Origin of the sequence: Mesorhizobium sp. B2-8-3, assembly GCF_006440815.1 — a bacterium.
Taxonomy (GTDB): domain Bacteria; phylum Pseudomonadota; class Alphaproteobacteria; order Rhizobiales; family Rhizobiaceae; genus Mesorhizobium.
The window spans coordinates 19,883-39,480 of the sequence record NZ_VFTW01000022.1; the positions used below are offsets into that span (position 1 = coordinate 19,883).

Below are 19,598 nucleotides of genomic sequence, written 5' to 3' on the forward strand. Positions count from 1 at the left end.
CGTCAGAAGAAGGTCTTGGCGGCGGCTTCGGCATAATTGCCGATCGGCCCGCCGATCAGCACATAGAACAGCACGAAGGCGCCGCTGACGCCGAGCACAAGGCGCAGCTCGCTGGCCATCGGCACGAAACCGCCGACCGGCTCGTCGAACCACATGATCTTGATGATGCGCAGATAGTAGTAGGCGCCCACCACCGAGGCCAGCACGCCGATGATCGCCAGCGCGTAGAGATGCGCGTTGATGGCGGCCAGAAACACGTACCACTTCCCCCAGAAACCCGCGAGCGGCGGAATACCGGCCAGCGAGAACATCAGGATGGTGAGAATGGTGGCCATGATCGGGTTGGTCGAGGACAGGCCGGCGAGATCGCTGATCTGCTCGACATTGCCCTCCTTGCGCCGCATGGCGAGGATGAAGGCGAAGGTGCCGAGCGTCATCACCAGATAGATCAGCATGTAGATGGCGACGCCGCGCACGCCGGCCTGGCTGTTGGCGGCAAGGCCGACCAGCGCATAGCCCATATGGCCGATCGAGGAATAGGCCATCAGGCGCTTGATGTTGGTCTGGCCGATGGCCGCGAAGGCGCCGAGCGCCATCGAGGCGATCGAGATGAAGACGACGATCTGCTGCCAGTCCGAAGCGATCGGCTTGAAGGCGCCCATGGTGACGCGCACGATCAGCGCCATCGCCGCCATTTTCGGCGCGGCGGCCAGGAAGGCGGTGATCGGCGTCGGTGCGCCTTCGTAGACGTCAGGCGTCCACATATGGAACGGCACGGCCGAGATCTTGAAGGCAAGGCCGGCGAGCACGAACACCAGGCCGAAGACGAGACCGAGCTGGCGCTCGCCGCTGGAGAGCGCCGTCGCGATCTCCTGGAAGCCGGTGTTGCCGGTGTAGCCGTAGACGAGGCTGATGCCGTAGAGCAGCATGCCCGACGACAGCGCGCCGAGGACGAAATATTTCAGGCCCGCCTCGGTCGAACGCAGATTGTCGCGGTTGATCGCCGCGAGCACGTAGATCGCCAGCGACTGCAGCTCGAGCCCGAGATAGAGCCCAATCATGCCGTTGGCCGAGATCATCAGCATCATGCCGAGCGTGCAGAGCAGGATAAGAACCGGGAATTCGAACTTGTCGAAATGCTCCTGGCGCGCGAAGCGCATCGACATGACCAGCGTCACCGCCGAGCCGATCAGTGCCAGCATCTTCATGAAGGCGCTGAAGGAATCCTGCACGAAGGCGCCGCCATAGGCGGCTCCCCGTCCGCCGGAGAAAGCGAGCCACAGGCCGGCCACCACCAGCACGAGCACGGCCAGGCCGGTCACGGTCGTGGTGTTGTTGGAGCGCGAATAGGCTCCGATCATCAGGAGCACCAGCGCGCCGACGGCCAGGATCAGTTCCGGCGTCGAGAGCGAAAGGCTGGAGAGAAGGTCCGGCGTCATGGTCTATTCCCCAGTCAGTTCGCCGCCGCGGTCTGCGCGGAATTGATGGATGCGGTGACGTTGGTGACGAGCGTCTTGACCGAAGCGGCCGTCGCGTCGAACACCGGCGCCGGGTAGACGCCGAAGAAGATCACCAGCACCACCAGCGGATAGACGATCGCCTTCTCGCGCGGCGACAGATCGAGCAGGTTCTTCAGGCTGTCCTTGGTCAGCGCGCCGAAGATCACCCGGCGATAGAGCCACAGCGCATAGGCCGCCGACAGGATGACGCCGGTGGCGGCGAAGAACGCCACCCAGGTGTTGACCTTGAACACGCCGAGCATGGTCAGGAATTCGCCGATGAAGCCGCTGGTGCCCGGCAGGCCGACATTGGCCATGGTGAAGATCATGAACACGGTCGCGTATTTCGGCATGTTGTTGACGAGGCCGCCATAGGCGTCGATCTCGCGCGTATGCATGCGGTCGTAGATGACGCCGACGCACAGGAACAGCGCGCCTGAGACGAGGCCGTGGCTGAGCATCTGGAAGATCGCGCCCTGCACGCCTTCCTGGTTCATCGCGAAGATGCCCATGGTGACGAAGCCCATGTGGGCTACCGACGAATAGGCGATCAGCTTCTTCATGTCCTCCTGCATCAGCGCCACCAGCGAGGTGTAGATGATGGCAACGACCGAGAGCGTGAACACCAGCGGCGCGAACATCGCCGATGCCTCCGGGAACATCGGCAGCGAGAAGCGCAGGAAGCCGTATCCTCCCATCTTCAGGAGGATGCCGGCCAGGATGACCGAACCGGCGGTCGGCGCCTCGACGTGGGCGTCGGGCAGCCAGGTGTGCACCGGCCACATCGGCATCTTCACCGCGAAGGAGGCGAAGAAGGCGAGCCACAGCCAGGTCTGCATGCTGGCCGGGAAATTATGCGTCAAAAGCGTCGGGATATCGGTGGTGCCCGACTGGAAGAACATCGCCATGATGGCGAGCAGCATCAGCACCGAGCCGGCGAGCGTATAGAGGAAGAACTTGAACGAGGCATAGACACGGCGCTTGCCGCCCCAGACGCCGATGATGATGAACATCGGGATCAGGCCGGCCTCGAAGAAGACGTAGAACAAGACGATGTCGAGCGCGCAGAACACGCCGATCATCAGCGTCTCGAGGATCAGGAAGGCGATCATATAGGCCTTGACCCGCTTCTCGATCGCTTCCCAGGAGGCCAGGATGCAGAACGGCATCAGGAAGGTGGTCAGGATGACGAACAGCATCGAAATGCCGTCGACGCCCATGTGGTAGGAGATGCCCGAATCCAGCCAGGCGTGCTTCTCGACGAACTGGAAGCCGGCCTGCGAATTGTCGAAGCCCGTCCAGATGAACAGCGAGATGACGAAGGTGAACGCCGTCGTGATGAAGGCGATGGCGCGGATGTTGCGGCGCGCGTTCTCATTGTCATCGTCGATGAACAGGATGAGCAGAACACCAACCAGCGGCAGGAAGGTGACCAGCGAGAGGATTGGCCAGTCGGTCATCAGAGCATCATCCAGGTGACGAGAGCGGCCACGCCGATCAGCATGGCGAAGGCGTAGTGATAGAGGTAGCCGGTCTGCAGCTTGACGACCCGGTTGGTGACGTCGACGACACGCGCCGAGATGCCGTCCGGGCCGAGACCGTCGATGATCGTGCCGTCACCGGTCTTCCACAGGAAGCGGCCGAGGCGCTTGGCCGGCTGCACGAACAGGAAGTCGTAGAGCTCGTCGAAATACCACTTGTTGAGCAGGAAGGCGTAAAGGCCGCGATGGTTAGCCGCCAGTTCCTTCGGCGCCTCCGGCTTGCGGATATAGAACTGCCAGGCGACCAGCAGGCCGATCACCATGGCGACGAACGGCGCCAATTCCACCCACAACGGCAATTCGTGGATCTCGTGCAGGATGTGGTTGTCCGGCAGCGTGAACAACGACGCCTTCCAGAACTCGCCATAGCCTTCGCCGATGAAAGCGCCGTGGAAGATGATACCCGCGAACAGCGCGCCGGCGGCCAGCACATAGAGCGGCACCAGCATCACAGGCGGCGATTCATGGACATGGTGCATGACCTCGTGGCTGGCGCGCGGCTCGCCGTGGAAGGTCATGAAGATTAAGCGCCAGGAGTAGAAGCTGGTGAAGCAGGCGGCGACCACCAGCAGGATAAAGGCGAAGCCGGCGACCGCATTGTGGCTGGCGAAGGAGGTTTCGATGATGGCGTCCTTGGAGAAGAAGCCGGCGGTGCCGATCACCGTCGCCGGAATGCCGACGCCGGTCAGCGCCAGCGTGCCGATGACCATCATCCAGTAAGTCTTCGGGATCAGATTGCGAAGGCCGCCCATCTTGCGCATGTCCTGCTCATCGGAGACAGCGTGGATGACCGAGCCGGAGCCGAGGAACAGCAGCGCCTTGAAGAACGCGTGCGTGAACAGGTGGAAGATCGCCGCGCCATAAGCGCCGACGCCGAGCGCCACAAACATATAGCCGAGCTGCGAGCAGGTCGAATAGGCTATGACGCGCTTGATGTCGTTCTGGACCAGGCCGACCGTCGCCGCGAAGAAGGCGGTGAAGGCGCCGACGAAGGTGACAACGGTCAGCGCCGTATGCGACAGCTCGAACAGCGGCGAGAGCCTTGCCAGCATGAACACGCCGGCGGTCACCATGGTCGCCGCGTGGATGAGCGCGGAGACCGGCGTCGGGCCTTCCATGGCGTCCGGCAGCCAGGTGTGCAGCGGCACCTGCGCCGACTTGCCCATGGCGCCCATGAAGAGCAGCAGGCAGACCACGGTCAGCGCCGACTGCTTGTCGAGCGCGTGGCCGAGGAAAGTGAGCACGGCAGCGCCCGCCGGCGCGCCTTCGGCCGGCAGGAAGGAGGCCGCATTGGCGAAGATGGTGCCGAGATTGACCGAGCCGAACAGCACGAAGACGCCGAAAATGCCGAGCGCGAAGCCGAAGTCGCCGACGCGGTTGACGACGAAAGCCTTGATCGCCGCCGCATTGGCCGACGGCTTCTTGTACCAGAAGCCGATCAAGAGATAGGAGGCGAGACCGACGCCCTCCCAGCCGAAGAACATCTGGATGAGGTTATCGGCCGTCACCAGCATCAGCATCGCGAAGGTGAACAGCGACAGATAGGCAAAGAAGCGCGGACGGTTCGGATCGTGGTGCATGTAGCCGATCGAATAGATGTGAACCAGCGCCGACACCGTGTTGACGACGACCAGCATCACCACCGTCAGCGTATCGATCCTGAGCGCCCACGACGCGTCGATGCCGCCCGACTGGATCCAGCGCAGCACCGGCACGGTGAACACCTCGCCATGGCCGAAGCCGACGCTGAAGAAGGCGATCCACGACAGCACAGCCGCGATCACCAGGAAGCCGGAGGTGATGTATTCGGAAGCCTTGGCGCCAAGCGAATTGCCGAACAGGCCGACAATCAGGAAGCCAAGCAGCGGAAGGAAGACGATAGCCTGATACATGGTGGTTCCCGTCAACCCTTCATCGCGCTCACGTCTTCGACCGCGATCGAGCCGCGGTTGCGGAAGAAGACGACAAGAATGGCAAGACCGATCGCGGCCTCGGCCGCCGCGACCGTCAGCACGAACAGGGCAAAGACCTGTCCGACGAGGTCATGCAGCGCCGCCGAGAAAGCGACGAAGTTGATGTTGACCGCAAGCAGGATGAGCTCGATCGACATCAGGATGACGATGATGTTGCGGCGGTTCAGGAAGATGCCGAACACGCCGAGCGTGAACAGGATCGCCGATACGGTCAGATAATGTGCAATGCCGACGACCATCTCAGATGCCCTCGCCCGATTTGACCTTGCGGATTTCCATGCCCGTCGCAGGCGTGCGGCCGACCTGCGCGGCGATCGACTGCCGCTTGACGCCTTCCTTGTGGCGCAGCGTCAAGACGATGGCGCCGATCATGGCGACCAGCAGCACCAGGCCGGAAATCTGGAAATAATAGAGGTAGTCCGTATAGAGGATGTCGCCGAGCGCCGCCGTGTTGGAGCGCGTGGCGAGATCCGGCGTTGCCTTGGCGACGGTCGAGGCAAGCTGCGGCGCGAATGTGTAGCCGCCGAGCACTATGATCAGTTCCGCCGCCAGGATCAGCCCGACCAGCGCGCCGATCGGCGCGTATTGCAGCGCGCCCTGCTTCATCTCGGCGAAGTCGACGTCGAGCATCATGACGACGAACAGGAACAGCACCATCACCGCGCCGACATAGACGACGAGCAGGATCATCGCCAGGAACTCGGCGCCGGTCAGCATGAACAGGCCGGCGGCGTTGAAGAAGGTGAGGATCAGGAACAGCACGGAATGCACGGGGTTGCGCGACGAAATGACCATGAAGGCCGACGCCACGGCGATAAAGGCGAAGAGGTAGAAAAAGGCCGCCTCTAATCCACTCAGCATGGGTTCCCCCGGGTTCCTGTCGGATTGGACATTCGCCCTCTCCATTGTCTGTGGCTTCGTTCCGCCTCCGGTACCGAAGCCGCGTGTTCCTTAGACGAGGCCCCTCGCCCCGTCCATGCGTCAAATGTCAGCGATAGGGCGAGTCGAGCGCGATGTTGCGCGCCAGCTCCCGCTCCCAGCGATCGCCGTTCGCCAGCAGCTTTTCCTTGTTGTAGTAAAGCTCCTCGCGCGTCTCGGTCGCGAATTCGAAATTCGGCCCCTCGACGATGGCGTCGACGGGGCAGGCTTCCTGGCAGAAGCCGCAATAGATGCATTTCACCATGTCGATGTCGTAGCGCACGGTGCGGCGCGTGCCGTCATTGCGGCGCGGCCCGGCTTCGATGGTGATGGCCTGCGCCGGGCAGATCGCTTCGCAGAGCTTGCAGGCGATGCAGCGTTCCTCGCCGTTCGGGTAACGGCGCAGCGCATGCTCGCCACGGAAGCGCGGGCTGGTCGGCCCCTTCTCATGCGGATAGTTGATCGTTTCCTTCGGCGCGAAGAACTGGTGCATCGAAAGGAAGAAGGCGCTGACGAAATCCTTCAGCAGCAGCGACTTTGCGGCCTGGGCCAGAGCGGACATCACGCAAACCCTGTGATCTTGAGGAAGGCCGCGGTGGCCACGACCATGAACAGCGAGATCGGCAGGAATACTTTCCAGCCCAGCCGCATCAGCTGGTCGTAGCGGTAGCGCGGCACGAAAGCCTTCACCATCGAGAACATGAAGAACATCAGGCAGATCTTCAGCACGAACCAGATAACGCCCGGTACCCAGGTGAAGGGCGCGAAGTTGAACGGGGGCAGCCAGCCGCCGAGGAACAGGATGGTCGCCAGCGCGCACATCAGGACGACGGCGACATACTCGCCGAGGAAGAAGAGCAGGAACGGCGTCGACGAATATTCGACCATGTGGCCGGCGACGAGTTCCGATTCCGCCTCCACAAGATCGAAGGGCGGGCGGTTGGTCTCGGCCAGCGCAGAGATGAAGAACACCACGAACATCGGCAGCAGCGACAGCCAGTGCCAGTCGAGGAAGGTGTTGGGCAGGCCGAGCTTGGTGCCGAGACCGTCCTGCTGCGACATGACGATGTCGGAGAGGTTGAGCGAGCCGACACAGAGCAGCACGGTGACGATGACGAAGCCGATCGAGACTTCGTAGGACACCATCTGCGCGGCCGAGCGCAGCGCGCCGAGGAACGGGTATTTGGAGTTCGAGGCCCAGCCGCCCATGATCACGCCGTAGACCTCGAGCGAGGAGATGGCGAAGACATAGAGGATGCCGACATTGATGTTGGCGATCGCCCATCCCTCGTTGACCGGAATGACCGCCCAGGCCGAGATCGCCAGCACCGCCGACACCAGCGGCGCCAGGAGGAACACGCCCTTGTTGGCGCCCGACGGGATCACCGGCTCCTTGAAGACGAATTTCAGAAGGTCGGCAAAGGCCTGCAGCGTTCCCCATGGACCGACGACGTTCGGCCCACGCCGCAATTGCACCGCCGCCCAGATCTTGCGGTCGGCATAAAGCAGATAGGCGACGCCGATCAGAAGCACGGCGATGAGGAGCATCGACTCGCCCAGAATCCAGAGCGCCGGCGCCACATAGAGGAAGAAGAAAGTGTCCATGCTTATTCCGCCGCCTGCTTGAAGCCGCTCTTGGCCAGCGCCGAGCATTCGGCCATCACGGCCGACGCTCGCGCGATCGGGTTGGTGAGATAAAAATCCTTCACCGGCGAGGTGAAGGTGCCCTTGTTAAGCCGGCCGCCGAGCTTCGCCACCTTGGCGATGTCGTCGCCGCTGCCCGCTTGCACCTGGTCGATGCGGGCGAGATGCGGGAACTCGCCATAGAGCTTGGCGCGCAGCTGCGCCAGCGAATCGAAGGGCAGCTTCTTGCCGAGCACGTCGGAGAGCGCCCGCAGGATCGCCCAGTCCTCGCGCGCCTCGCCAGGGGCGAAGCCGGCGCGATTGGTCTGCTGCACGCGGCCTTCCGTGTTGACATAGGTGCCGGACTTCTCGGTGTAGGCGGCGGCCGGCAGGATGACATTGGCGCGGTGCGCGCCGGCATCGCCATGCGTGCCGATATAGACGACGAAGGCGCCGCCGGTCCTGGCCATGTCGATCTCGTCGGCGCCGAGCAGGAACAGCACATCGGTATCGCCCAGCATGCCGGCGACATCCTTGCCGCCCTCGCCCGGCACGAAGCCGACATCGAGGCCGCCGACTCTTGCCGCGGCGTTGTGCAGCACCGCAAAGCCGTTCCAGTCGGCGGTGACCGCGTTGACGGCGGCCGCGAGCTTTGCCGCCTGGCCGAGCACAGCGGCGCCGTCGGCGCGCGCCAGCGCGCCCTGGCCGACGATGATCAGCGGATGCGTGGCCTTGCTCAGCACCTCGAAGAATTTGCCGTTGCCGTCGGCCAGGCCCTTCAGGGATTCGGGGCCGGCGCCGATCAGCTCATAGTCGTAGCGGGTGTCGCCGATCTCGCCGATGACGCCGACCGGCAGGTTGCCGACGCGCCAGCGCTTGCGGATGCGGGCGTTGAGCACCGAGGCCTCGAAGCGCGGATTGGCGCCGATGATCAGCACCGCGTCGGCCTGCTCGATGCCTTCTATGGTCGGATTGAAGATGTAGCTGGCGCGGCCGAGCGACGGATCGAGCGCGGCACCATCCTGGCGGCAGTCGATGTTCTTCGAGCCGAGCGCCGCCATCAAAAGCTTGAGCGCGTAGATTTCCTCGACCGCCGCGAGGTCGCCGGCGATCGCGCCGACCCGCTCGGGCGCCGCCTTGCCCACTTCGTCCTTGATGGCGGCGAAGGCTTCCGCCCAGCTTGCCGGCGCCAGCTTGCCGTTCTTGCGCACATAGGGGCGGTCGAGGCGCTGCGTGCGCAGGCCGTCCCAGATGAAGCGGGTCTTGTCGGAAATCCACTCCTCGTTCACCGCCTCGTTGACGCGCGGCAGGATGCGCATCACCTCGCGCCCTCTGGAGTCGACGCGGATCGCCGAGCCGACGGCATCCATGACGTCAATCGATTCCGTCTTGGTCAGTTCCCACGGCCGCGCCTGGAACGCGAACGGCTTTGAGGTCAGCGCGCCGACCGGGCAAAGGTCGATGACATTGCCCTGCAGCTCGGAGGTCATCGCCTGTTCGAGATAGGTGGTGATCTCGGCATCCTCGCCGCGGCCGATCAGTCCGAGCTCGGAAATGCCTGCGACCTCGGTGGTGAAGCGGACGCAGCGCGTGCAATGGATGCAACGGTTCATCACCGTCTTGACCAGCGGGCCGATATACTTGTCTTCGACCGCGCGCTTGTTCTCGTGATAGCGCGAGGAATCGACGCCGAACGCCATCGCCTGGTCCTGCAGGTCGCACTCGCCGCCCTGGTCGCAGATCGGGCAATCGAGCGGATGGTTGATCAGCAGGAATTCCATCACGCCTTCGCGGGCCTTCTTGACCATCGGCGTGTTGGTGAAGATTTCCGGCGGCTCGCCATTCGGGCCGGGACGCAGGTCGCGCACGCCCATGGCGCAGGACGCCTGCGGCTTGGGCGGACCGCCCTTCACCTCGATCAGGCACATGCGGCAATTGCCGGCGATCGACAGCCGCTCGTGGAAGCAGAAGCGCGGCACTTCCGCGCCGGCGTCCTCGGCCGCCTGCAGCAGCGTGTAATGGTCGGGTACCGTGATCTCTTTCCCGTCGACCTTTAGCTTTGCCATTCGCCTCAAATCCCTGCGGATGTCCGCAATCTATCTTTCCGGGCGCGGCTTGAGCCGCACCCGGTATTTCAATTCACTTGGCCGCGAGCGCCGCCGCTTGCGCAGTCCAGTCGTCGCGGCCGATGCGGCCGGCGAGCGACAGATAATCTTCCACCCAGGCGATCTCTTCCGACGTCCAGGCGGCGATCTGGCCATAGGTCCAGATGCCGAGACCGTTGAGCACCTTCTCCAGCTTCGGTCCGATGCCCGAAATCGCCTTCAGGTCCGAAGGCTTCGCCGGCTTGTCGACGGCCTTCGGCTGCCTGAAATCCTCGGGCATCAGCCCGGCCGCGGCCGGTTGGGCGACAATATCGGCCCCGGTCGCGTCGAGCGCCTTCTCGGTCGCGTTCGCCGCGATGTCGGTCACATCCTTGGCGAAGGTCTGCGCCTTGGCGATCAGCGTCTCGGTCGCCTTGCGCGCCTTGGACGCGTTGGCGGCCGCTTCGCTCTGCGCCTCGAGATCGTCGAGGAACGGCTGGAACATGCGCTGCGAAGCTTCCAGCGCGCCGGTGAAGGCGCCCATCCACATGCCGACGGCATGGTTCGCGAGACCGATGCTGAGCGCCGACATCGCCGCGGCACCCGCGACCGGATGCGCCAGAAGGTTGACGGCGCTGGCCATCTCCTTCGGCATCATCTTGGTCAGGTCCTGGTTCATCTTCTCGAGTTGGTCCAAATCAGGCATGAACGGGTAGGGTATCGAATACGGCGCCATAGAAATCTCCTGGTCGTTTCTTCGTGTGCCCGCCCCAGTTTTTCAGTCTTCGGGCCAAGCCCGTATTTCGAAGTCTTATTCCGCCGCGACCATCACCGGCTCGGCCCGGTGCGCGTTGCGCGAAAACTCGTCGATGCGGCGTTCCACCTCGCCGCGGAAATGCCGCATCAGGCCCTGGATCGGCCAGGCGGCCGCGTCGCCCAGCGCGCAGATCGTGTGACCCTCGACCTGCTTGGTAACGTCGAGCAGCATGTCGATCTCGCGCTTCTGAGCCTCGCCGCGCACCAGACGCTCCATCACCCGCCACATCCAGCCGGTGCCTTCGCGGCACGGCGTGCACTGGCCGCAGCTCTCATGCTTGTAGAAGTAGGAAAGCCTGGCGATCGCCTTCACGATATCCGTCGACTTGTCCATGACGATGACAGCCGCCGTGCCGAGGCCGGATTTGAGGTCGCGCAGCGCATCGAAATCCATCGGCGCGTCCATGATCTGCTCGGCCGGCACCAGCGGCACCGAAGCGCCGCCCGGGATGACCGCGAGCAGATTGTCCCAGCCGCCGCGGATGCCACCGCAATGTTCCTCGATCAACTCGCGGAACGGGATCGACATCGTCTCTTCGAAAGTGCACGGATTGTTGACATGGCCCGACACGCAGAACAGCTTGGTGCCGGCATTGTTCGGGCGGCCGAAGGACGAGAACCAGGCGGCGCCGCGGCGCAGGATGGTCGGCGCCACCGCGATCGACTCGACGTTGTTGACGGTGGTCGGGCAGCCATAGAGGCCGACATTGGCCGGGAATGGCGGCTTCAGCCTCGGCTGGCCCTTCTTGCCTTCCAGGCTTTCGAGCAGCGCGGTCTCCTCGCCGCAGATATAGGCGCCGGCGCCGTGATGCATGTAGACTTCGAAGTCGTAGCCGGACGTGTTGTTCTTGCCGATCAGCTTGGCCGCGTAAGCCTCGTCGATGGCGCGCTGCAGCGCCTCGCGCTCGCGGATGAACTCGCCGCGCACATAGATGTAGGCGGCGATCGCGCCCATGGCGAAGCCGGCGACCAGCGCGCCCTCGACCAGCGTGTGCGGATCGTTGCGCAGGATATCGCGGTCCTTGCAGGTGCCGGGCTCGGATTCATCGGCGTTGATGACGAGATAGCTTGGCCGGCCGTCGCTCTGCTTCGGCATGAACGACCATTTCAATCCGGTCGGGAAGCCGGCGCCGCCACGGCCGCGCAGGCCGGACGCCTTCATCTCGTTGACGATCCAATCGCGCCCCTTGGCGATGAGGCCGGGCGTATCGTCCCAGATGCCGCGCGACTGCGCGCCAGCCAGCGACGTGTCGAAGAGGCCGTAGATGTTGGTGAAGATGCGGTCTTTGTCCTGAAGCATTTTTCGTCCCTCAGACCGGCTTCTTGCCGAAGACGCGGATGTATTCGGCGACGCCGCCCTTGGCGAGCGCCTTGGCCTGTTTCACCCAGTCGTCGCGATCGATGCGGCCGTGGAAGCTGAGATAGCCGTCGACCCATTCGCGCTCGGCCTTCTTCCAGGAGGCGACCTGCACGAAGGTGTAGATGCCCAACGAATGCAGGGTGCCTTCGATCTTCGGGCCGACGCCGGAGATCAGCTTGAGATCGTCGACCGTTGCCGGGCGCTCGATGCCGGCGGGCCGGTTCTTGTCGTCGAGCGAAGGTTTCGCCGTCTTGGCGACAGGTTGCTTGGTTTCCGGCGCCTTGAAAGCGGAGGCCGGTTCGGCCTTTGTTTTCGGCCCGCTGCGTGGCTTGGAAACCGCTTCGACTTCCGGATCGGCCTGGTTGGCGTTGGCGGCCGAATGGCGCGGCGCCCTGACGCTGGCGCCGTTCTCGGTGGCCGGGGCGACCTTGACCGGCGATGGCGTGTTGAGCGCCGGGCTGGTTTCAGCCGCATGGGTCTTCGGCTTGCTGGATTTTGACGGCGCAACCGGGCCTGAGGCGGCCGGCGCCGAAGCTGCTGGCGCAGCCGATGCCGGGGCTGCGGCAGGTGCCGCCTGCGAGACGACGGCGGCAGGAGCGGCAGCCGGCGCTGCCGCGGCGGCATCCTTGGCGGCTTTCGCCGCCGCCCTGGCTTCCTTGTCACGCGTCGATTTCAGGATTGCCTTTTCGCTGGTCAGCGTCTTCAAGCCACCGGCCGGCTCGGAGCCGTGGCGGCCGTTCTGCGGGCCAGGCTTGACCTCGGCGCCCTTGCCGGCATCGTAGAGATCGATGATTTCGGCCAGCCGCTCGGGCGTCAGGTCCTCGAACGTGTCCTTGAAGATCATGACCATCGGCGCGTTGACGCAGGCGCCGAGGCATTCGACCTCCTCCCACGACAGCGTGCCCTTGTCGTTGGTGTGGAACTGGTCGTGATGGATTTTTGACCGGCACACATCCATCAGCGCTTCCGAGCCGCGCAGCATGCAGGGCGTGGTGCCGCAGACCTGGATATGGGCGCGGGTGCCGACCGGATTGAGCTGGTACTGCGTGTAGAAGGTCGCGACTTCGAGGCCGCGGATGCGCGGCATGCCGAGCATGTCGGAGATCGTCTCGATCGCCGCCTTGGTGACCCAGCCTTCCTGCTCCTGCGCGATCATCAGCAACGGGATGATAGCCGACTGTTCGCGCCCCTTCGGGTATTTGGCGATCCACTGCTGCGCCGCCGCCGCGTTCGCCTTGTTGAAGGCAAAGGAGGCTGGCTGGACACTGGCATCTGCGAGACGGCGGACTGACATTTAGCGATCGACCTCACCAAACACGATGTCGAGGGAGCCAAGCACGGCGGTGACGTCGGCCAGCATGTGGCCGCGGCACAGGAAGTCCATGGCCTGCAGATGCGCGAAACCGGGCGCGCGCAGCTTGCAGCGATAGGGCTTGTTGGTGCCGTCGGAAACCATGTAGACGCCGAACTCGCCCTTCGGCGCCTCGACGGCCGCATACACCTCGCCGGCCGGCACGCGATAGCCCTCGGTGTAGAGCTTGAAGTGATGGATGAGCGCTTCCATCGATCGCTTCATCGCCTGGCGCTTGGGCGGCACCACCTTGCCGTCGAGGTTAGACACCGGGCCGGCGCTTTCCTTGCCGAGCAGGAGATCGACGCACTGGCGCATGATCCTGGCCGACTGGCGCATCTCTTCCATGCGCACCAGGTAACGGTCGTAGCAATCGCCGTTCTTGCCGATCGGGATGTCGAAATCCATCTCGGAATAGCATTCATAGGGCTGCGACTTGCGCAGGTCCCAGGCGGCGCCTGAGCCGCGCACCATCACGCCCGAAAAGCCCCAGGCCCAGGCGTCGGCCAGCGACACGATGCCGATATCGACATTGCGCTGCTTGAAGATGCGGTTGCCGGTCAAAAGCGCATCGAGATCGTCGATCGACTTCAGGAACGGATCGATCCACTTGCCGATATCCTCAACCAGCTTCTGCGGCAGGTCCTGGTGCACGCCGCCCGGCCGGAAATAGGCCGCATGCATGCGCGAGCCGGAGGCGCGCTCGTAGAACACCATCAGCTTTTCGCGCTCGACGAAGCCCCACAGCGGCGGGGTCAGCGCGCCGACGTCCATCGCCTGTGTCGTCACATTGAGGATGTGCGACATGATACGGCCCATCTCGGAATAGAGCACGCGGATCAACTGACCGCGCTTCGGCACCTCGATGCCGAGCAGCCGCTCGGCGGCCAAAGCGAAGGCATGCTCCTGGTTCATCGGCGCGCAATAGTCGAGCCGGTCCAGATAAGGCACGGCCTGCAGATAGGTCTTGGCCTCGATCAGCTTTTCGGTGCCGCGGTGAAGCAGCCCGATATGCGGATCGACGCGGTCGACCACCTCGCCGTCCAGTTCCAGCACCAGCCGCAAAACGCCATGCGCCGCAGGGTGCTGCGGACCGAAGTTGATGTTGAAGTTGCGGACGGAGGTTTCAGCCATTGTGGCGCCTCTGGCGAAGAGTCAGTAGTGAGTAGTGAGTAGTGATCATCAATCTCAATGCCTGCTTCATTCCGCCTGCTTGGCCTGCACGGTTCTGATCAGAGATCGCGTCATTTTTCCAATCTCTTCGCACCGCAGTAGCAGTTCAGTCTCGTTATCTCTTGCCAGCATACCGATCCGGCACGCCAGCAATATGTGCGTTTCCAGTTCCTTCAACGAACCCTGTGCCATGCGCAGAAATTGAACGAAAGAACCTCTATTCTCACGACCGTACCCTTCAGCGATATTCGCGGCGATAGATACCGCCGAGCGGCGCATCTGGGAGGTCATTCCATAGATCTCGTCTGTCGGAAAACCTTTGGTGACGCGGTAACAATCCTCGGCAAGGACCATCGCCGATTGCCACACCACCAAGTCGCGATAAGATTCGATCTTTTTTCCCAATTCCTTCCCTACTGACTACTCACTACTTCCCTACTCACTGTTTCGCCTTCTCATCTCCGGGCAGGACGTAGTCCGTCCCTTCCCAAGGAGAAAGAAAATCAAAATTGCGGAATTCCTGCTTGAGCTCGACCGGCTCGTAGATGACCCGCTTGGCCTCGTCGTCGTAACGAACCTCGACGAAGCCGGTCAGCGGGAAATCCTTGCGCAGCGGATGGCCCTCGAAACCATAGTCGGTGAGAATGCGGCGCAGGTCTGGATGGCCCGAAAACAGCACGCCGTAAAGGTCGTAAGTCTCGCGCTCGAACCAGTCGGCACCGGGATAGACGCCGGTCAGCGACGGCACCAGCGTCTCCTCGTCGGCCTGGACCTTGAGCCGGATGCGCACATTCTGCTTCGGCGACAATAGGTGATAGACGACGTCGAAGCGCCTGGCGCGCGACGGGTAGTCCGCTCCGCAGACGTCGATGATCGAGATGAACTGGCAGCGTGGATCGTCGCGCAGGAAGGTCGCGACCTCGATCAGATTGCCCGGTTCAACCGAAACGGTCAGTTCGCCATAGGCAAGCACGGCTTCGCCGATGCGGCCGGAGAGCTTCTCGCCGAGATAGGTGGAGAGTTCGTTCAACGCCTGGGTCATCGGCTCACCGTTCGATCGTGCCGGTGCGGCGGATCTTCTTCTGCAGAAGGAGAATGCCGTAGAGCAGCGCTTCCGCGCTCGGCGGGCAGCCGGGCACATAGATGTCGACCGGCACGACGCGGTCGCAGCCGCGCACCACCGAATAGGAATAGTGATAATAGCCGCCGCCATTGGCGCAGGAGCCCATCGAGATGACGTAGCGCGGCTCCGGCATCTGGTCGTAGACCTTGCGCAGCGCCGGGGCCATCTTGTTGGTCAGCGTGCCGGCGACGATCATGATGTCGGACTGGCGCGGCGACGCGCGCGGCGCGACGCCGAAGCGCTCCGAGTCATAGCGCGGCATCGAGGTGTGTATCATCTCGACCGCGCAGCAGGCGAGGCCGAAGGTCATGAACATCAGCGAGCCGCTGCGCGCCCAGGTGATCAGCGCTTCGGTCGAGGTGACAAGGAAACCCTTGTCGGCCAGTTCATTGTTGATTTCGAGGAAGAAGGGATCGTCCTCCCCCACCGGCCTGCCGGTGTTGGGGTCGATGATGCCCTTGGGCTTCGGCGCGACGAGGGTGCCTGAACTGTCGTTCAATCCCATTCCAGCGCTCCTTTTTTCCATTCATAGGCAAAGCCGATGGTCAGCACCGCCAGGAACACCATCATCGACCAGAAGCCGAGCATGCCGACCTTGGAGAAGGAGACCGCCCACGGGAACAGGAAGGCGACCTCGAGATCGAAGATGATGAACAGAATCGACACCAGGTAGAAGCGGATGTCGAATTTCATACGGGCGTCGTCAAACGAGTTGAAGCCGCATTCATAGGCGGAAAGCTTCTCCGGGTCGGGATTGCGGTAGGCCACCAGGAACGGCGCTATGAGCAGCGCAAGGCCGACGACCAGCGCCACGGCGATGAACAGGACGATCGGCAGATATGAACTCAGGAGTGCGCTCATGCGGCGGCTTTCCTTAGGCGGGCAGTTCACTTTGATTACAGCAACGAACTCTAATGCGGAAGCGTGACAGTTTAACCGCTGAACCGTTTTAAGAGGCCCATGCTGCAACGCGGCGAGGGTTAGCGCAGCGGTTTCGGTGACGCAAGTCAAACCTTGTTCAATTCGCGGCCTGGACGCCTTATCGGAAGAAACTGGTCCGATCCGCTCCTGTTTGATTTCCTTCGATTTTTACTCCACTTTTCTCTCCTGACATATCTCCCGCCATTTGCCTGCTAGCATGGCCGGAATCACCGGCTAAAAATCCGGCAAATGATCAGGGCAAGGCGCCTCGATGAAGGACAAGATTTCGCTGGCCATGGCGAGGCGCATTGCGCTCGGAGCACAGGGGTTCAACGACCCTAGGCCCGGCGGCGTTCCGGATCGCCGCCACCTTGCGCGCGTGCTTTCACGAACCGGCCTGTTGCAGATCGATTCCGTCAGCGCTGTGGTGCGCGCTCATTATATGCCGCTCTATTCTCGCCTCGGCCCCTACCCGCTTGCGCTGCTCGACAACGCCGCGGTCACCCGCAAGCGCGCGGTCTTTGAGTATTGGGCGCATGAGGCGTCGTTCCTGCCTGTCGAAACCTACCCTTTGATGCGCTGGCGCATGCTGCGCGCCGAGCAGGGCGACGAGATGTATCTCGGCCTGGCGAAATGGGGCCGGGAGCGCAAGGCGATGATCGACGAGATCTATGCGCAGGTCGCCGAACGCGGCCCGATCGCCGCGTCCGACATCGAAGGCCACAAGGGCAATGGCGGCTGGTGGGGCTGGAGCGAGGCCAAGCACGCTTTCGAATGGCTGTTCTGGGCCGGACGCATCACCACTGCCTACCGGCGCGGCTTCGAACGCTATTACGACCTGCCCGAGCGCGTTTTGCCGCAGGCCGTGCTCGACCTGCCGGTGCCCTCGGTCGAGGACGCGCATCGCGAATTGCTGCGCATCTCGGCCCGCGCCCATGGCATCGCCACCTATGGCGACCTTCGCGACTATTTTCGTCTCGCGCCGGGCGATACGAAAGACCGCATCGAGGAACTGGTCGAAGCGGGCGAACTGCTGCCTGTGAAGGTCGAGAGCTGGGACAAGACCGCCTATCTCCACAAGGACGCCCGCTTTCCACGCCGAATAGAGGCCCGCGCCCTGCTCGCCCCCTTCGATCCCGTCGTCTTCGAGCGCACCCGGACGGAAAAACTCTTCGGCTTCCGCTACCGCATCGAGCTCTACACGCCGGCCGAAAAGCGCCAATACGGCTACTACGTGCTGCCCTTCCTGCTTGGCGACCGCATCGTCGCCCGTGTCGATCTGCGAGCCGATCGGCCGGCGAGCGTGCTGCGCGTCCATGCTGCCTATGCCGAAACCGGTGCTCCCGCCGAAACGGCGGCCCAACTCTTCGACGAATTGAAGCAGATGCAGGCATGGCTCGGCCTGGAGGCGATCGAAGTGACGCCGGCCGGCGACCTCGGGCCGGCGCTGGCCGACATCGCGGTGTCGTAGCCGTGCGTTGACAGGCACCCGGCCGTAAGCCTAAATCCTGACCCAGACGGTCTTCTCCCGGCAAAGGGAGGAGCCAAGAGGGAATGCGGTGCGGGCCAACGCCCAAATCCGCGGCTGTCCCCGCAACTGTAAGCGACGAGCCCCGGCCGAAAACCACTGGGATGTTCCCGGGAAGGCGGCCTTCAAGGCGACGACTCGCGAGCCAGGAGACCTGCCGTCTGAGACTTTAAGTATCCGAATGCCCGGCGGGTTTTCCGGGCAAGGAGCCTGGTTTTGGATCGCAACGGCAGTTTCCCGGCAAATAGTGCGGATATTTCGTCCGAGCCCGACGCGCTGGCCGGCGTGACCGTCATCGTCTGCTCCTCCTGCCGCGACGAAACCGGCTCGGACGCCCATCCGCGTGCCGGCGCGCTGCTGGCTGAAGACACGCGCCGTGCCGCCTCCGGTGAAAACGTCCGCATCCGCACCGTCGAATGCCTCGGCAATTGCAAGCGCCGGCTGAGCGCCGCGCTGCTGCGCGACGGCTGCTGGAGCTATGTCTTCGGCGATCTGACCGCGACCAGCGGCGCCGACCTCATCGCCGGCGCAAAGCTCTTCGCCATCTCGACCGACGGCCTGATCCCCTGGCGCGGCCGGCCCGATTCTCTCAAGCGCGGCCTGGTTGCCCGCATCCCTCCCCTCGACATGCTGAAGGACTGACCATGAACGCTTCCGTTTCCCGTGTTCCCTGTACCGTCGTCACCGGCTTCCTCGGCGCCGGCAAGACGACGCTGATTCGCAACCTGCTCGAGAACGCCAAGGGCAAGCGGCTGGCGATCATCGTCAACGAGTTCGGTGATGTCGGCATCGACGGCGATATCCTGAAAGGCTGCGGCGTCGACACATGCCCGGAGGAAAACATCGTCGAGCTCGCCAATGGCTGCATCTGCTGCACCGTGGCCGACGATTTCGTGCCGGCGCTCGACCAGATCCTGTCGCTCAATCCCAAGGTTGACCACATCCTGATCGAAACCTCCGGCCTCGCTCTGCCGAAGCCGCTGGTCCAGGCCTTCCAGTGGCCGACGGTCAAGAGCCGCGTCACGGTCGACGGGGTCGTCGCCGTGGTTGATGGTCCGGCGCTGGCCGACGGCCGCGTCGCTTCCGACATGGATGCCCTGCAGGCCCAGCGCGCCGCGGACGTGACGCTCGACCATGACGATCCGGTCGAAGAGGTATTCGAGGACCAGATTGCCTGCGCCGACCTGATCATCCTGTCGAAGAGCGACCTGATGGATGCGGCCGGATCGCAGCGCGCCAACGCCGTCATCGGCAAGCACGTCGCGCGCGCCGTGAAGATCGTTCCGACCGCGCAAGGCAAGGTCGACCCGTCGGTGCTGCTCGGTCTCGGCCTCGCCGTCGAGGACGACATCGAGAACCGCAAGACCCATCACGACGACGAGCTCGACCATGAGCACGACGATTTCGATTCCTTCGTCATCGACATCCCTTCGGTCGCCAACCCCGATGAGCTGGCCGAGCGCGTCGCCCTTGCCGCCGAGCAGGAAAACGTGCTGCGCGTCAAAGGCTTCGTCGAGGTCGGCGGCAAGCCGATGCGGCTCCTGCTCCAGGCTGTCGGCCCGCGCGTCAATCATTATTACGACCGCGCCTGGACGGCCGAGGACGACCGCCGTTCGCGGCTCGTCGTCATCGGCCTCAAGGGGCTGAACCGCCCGGCGATCGAGCGTATCCTCGCCGGCTGAGGCAAA

General features: G+C 63.5%; 19 protein-coding genes and 1 riboswitch. Of the genes, 3 read left to right on the forward strand and 16 right to left on the reverse strand.

All coding sequences use genetic code 11. From position 1 onward, the window contains the following. Positions 1-2 precede the first annotated feature (2 nt). From nuoN to FJ418_RS24925, 16 genes are all read right to left on the reverse strand, one after another. Positions 3-1,439, reverse strand: a complete 1,437-nt coding sequence (nuoN, locus tag FJ418_RS24850; protein ID WP_140653621.1) for an NADH-quinone oxidoreductase subunit NuoN — start codon at positions 1,437-1,439, stop codon at positions 3-5. A 14-nt stretch (positions 1,440-1,453) separates the two neighbouring features. Further along, on the reverse strand, positions 1,454-2,959 hold the full coding sequence (locus FJ418_RS24855) for an NADH-quinone oxidoreductase subunit M (protein ID WP_140653623.1): 1,506 nt from the start codon (positions 2,957-2,959) through the stop codon (positions 1,454-1,456). Further along, a complete protein-coding gene (gene nuoL / locus FJ418_RS24860) occupies positions 2,959-4,932 on the reverse strand; it encodes an NADH-quinone oxidoreductase subunit L (RefSeq protein WP_140870132.1) in 1,974 nt (657 codons plus the stop codon). Before nuoL ends, FJ418_RS24855 begins: the two co-directional genes overlap by 1 nt. 11 nt (positions 4,933-4,943) lie before the next feature. Next, on the reverse strand, positions 4,944-5,252 hold the full coding sequence (gene nuoK, locus FJ418_RS24865; protein WP_027168992.1) for an NADH-quinone oxidoreductase subunit NuoK: 309 nt from the start codon (positions 5,250-5,252) through the stop codon (positions 4,944-4,946). Position 5,253: 1 nt separating this feature from the next. Further along, positions 5,254-5,874 carry an NADH-quinone oxidoreductase subunit J gene (locus tag FJ418_RS24870; protein WP_041007645.1) on the reverse strand — a complete coding sequence of 207 codons (621 nt, stop codon included), beginning with the start codon at positions 5,872-5,874 and terminating at the stop codon, positions 5,254-5,256. A 127-nt stretch (positions 5,875-6,001) separates the two neighbouring features. Continuing rightward, a complete protein-coding gene (gene nuoI, locus FJ418_RS24875; protein ID WP_140870136.1) occupies positions 6,002-6,493 on the reverse strand; it encodes an NADH-quinone oxidoreductase subunit NuoI in 492 nt (163 codons plus the stop codon). Then, positions 6,493-7,536, reverse strand: coding sequence for an NADH-quinone oxidoreductase subunit NuoH (gene nuoH, locus FJ418_RS24880; protein ID WP_140870140.1), 1,044 nt, complete (start codon positions 7,534-7,536; stop codon positions 6,493-6,495). The genes nuoI and nuoH overlap by 1 nt, the downstream gene beginning before the upstream one ends. A 2-nt stretch (positions 7,537-7,538) precedes the next feature. Next, positions 7,539-9,620, reverse strand: coding sequence for an NADH-quinone oxidoreductase subunit NuoG (nuoG, locus tag FJ418_RS24885; protein WP_140870143.1), 2,082 nt, complete (start codon positions 9,618-9,620; stop codon positions 7,539-7,541). A gap of 73 nt (positions 9,621-9,693) precedes the next feature. After that, entirely contained in the window at positions 9,694-10,374 is a 681-nt protein-coding gene (locus FJ418_RS24890; protein WP_140784711.1) for an NADH-ubiquinone dehydrogenase, read from the reverse strand. Between the two features lie 75 nt (positions 10,375-10,449). Continuing rightward, positions 10,450-11,754, reverse strand: a complete 1,305-nt coding sequence (gene nuoF, locus FJ418_RS24895; RefSeq protein WP_140784710.1) for an NADH-quinone oxidoreductase subunit NuoF — start codon at positions 11,752-11,754, stop codon at positions 10,450-10,452. Between the two features lie 10 nt (positions 11,755-11,764). Next, positions 11,765-13,108, reverse strand: coding sequence for an NADH-quinone oxidoreductase subunit E (locus FJ418_RS24900; RefSeq protein ID WP_140784709.1), 1,344 nt, complete (start codon positions 13,106-13,108; stop codon positions 11,765-11,767). Further along, positions 13,109-14,299 (reverse strand): NADH-quinone oxidoreductase subunit D, encoded by a 1,191-nt coding sequence (locus tag FJ418_RS24905; RefSeq protein ID WP_140644315.1) that lies wholly within the window; start codon positions 14,297-14,299, stop codon positions 13,109-13,111. A 66-nt stretch (positions 14,300-14,365) separates the two neighbouring features. Continuing rightward, positions 14,366-14,743: a four helix bundle protein gene (locus FJ418_RS24910; RefSeq protein ID WP_140870146.1), complete on the reverse strand. Its 378-nt coding sequence runs from the start codon at positions 14,741-14,743 to the stop codon at positions 14,366-14,368. A gap of 34 nt (positions 14,744-14,777) precedes the next feature. Then, positions 14,778-15,380, reverse strand: coding sequence for an NADH-quinone oxidoreductase subunit C (locus FJ418_RS24915; RefSeq protein ID WP_140644311.1), 603 nt, complete (start codon positions 15,378-15,380; stop codon positions 14,778-14,780). A gap of 4 nt (positions 15,381-15,384) precedes the next feature. Further along, complete coding sequence (locus FJ418_RS24920; RefSeq protein ID WP_015317338.1) at positions 15,385-15,966, reverse strand: NADH-quinone oxidoreductase subunit B; 582 nt, start codon at positions 15,964-15,966, stop codon at positions 15,385-15,387. Further along, positions 15,957-16,322, reverse strand: a complete 366-nt coding sequence (locus FJ418_RS24925) for an NADH-quinone oxidoreductase subunit A (protein WP_140644309.1) — start codon at positions 16,320-16,322, stop codon at positions 15,957-15,959. The genes FJ418_RS24920 and FJ418_RS24925 overlap by 10 nt, the downstream gene beginning before the upstream one ends. Positions 16,323-16,653: 331 nt before the next feature. On the opposite strand from FJ418_RS24925, the gene FJ418_RS24930 reads away from it, so the two are divergent. The 3 genes from FJ418_RS24930 (at position 16,654) to cobW (ending at position 19,592) form a co-directional block, all read left to right on the forward strand. Beyond that, a complete protein-coding gene (locus tag FJ418_RS24930) occupies positions 16,654-17,853 on the forward strand; it encodes a winged helix-turn-helix domain-containing protein (protein WP_140870149.1) in 1,200 nt (399 codons plus the stop codon). 30 nt (positions 17,854-17,883) lie between these two features. Beyond that, positions 17,884-18,087: riboswitch (cobalamin riboswitch) on the forward strand. A 39-nt stretch (positions 18,088-18,126) separates the two neighbouring features. Then, the gene (locus FJ418_RS24935) at positions 18,127-18,552 is read left to right on the forward strand and encodes a DUF1636 family protein (protein WP_140870152.1); all 426 of its coding nucleotides are present in this window, start codon (positions 18,127-18,129) and stop codon (positions 18,550-18,552) included. Between the two features lie 2 nt (positions 18,553-18,554). Further along, entirely contained in the window at positions 18,555-19,592 is a 1,038-nt protein-coding gene (gene cobW, locus FJ418_RS24940; protein ID WP_140870156.1) for a cobalamin biosynthesis protein CobW, read from the forward strand. The last annotated feature ends 6 nt before the right edge of the window (positions 19,593-19,598 follow it).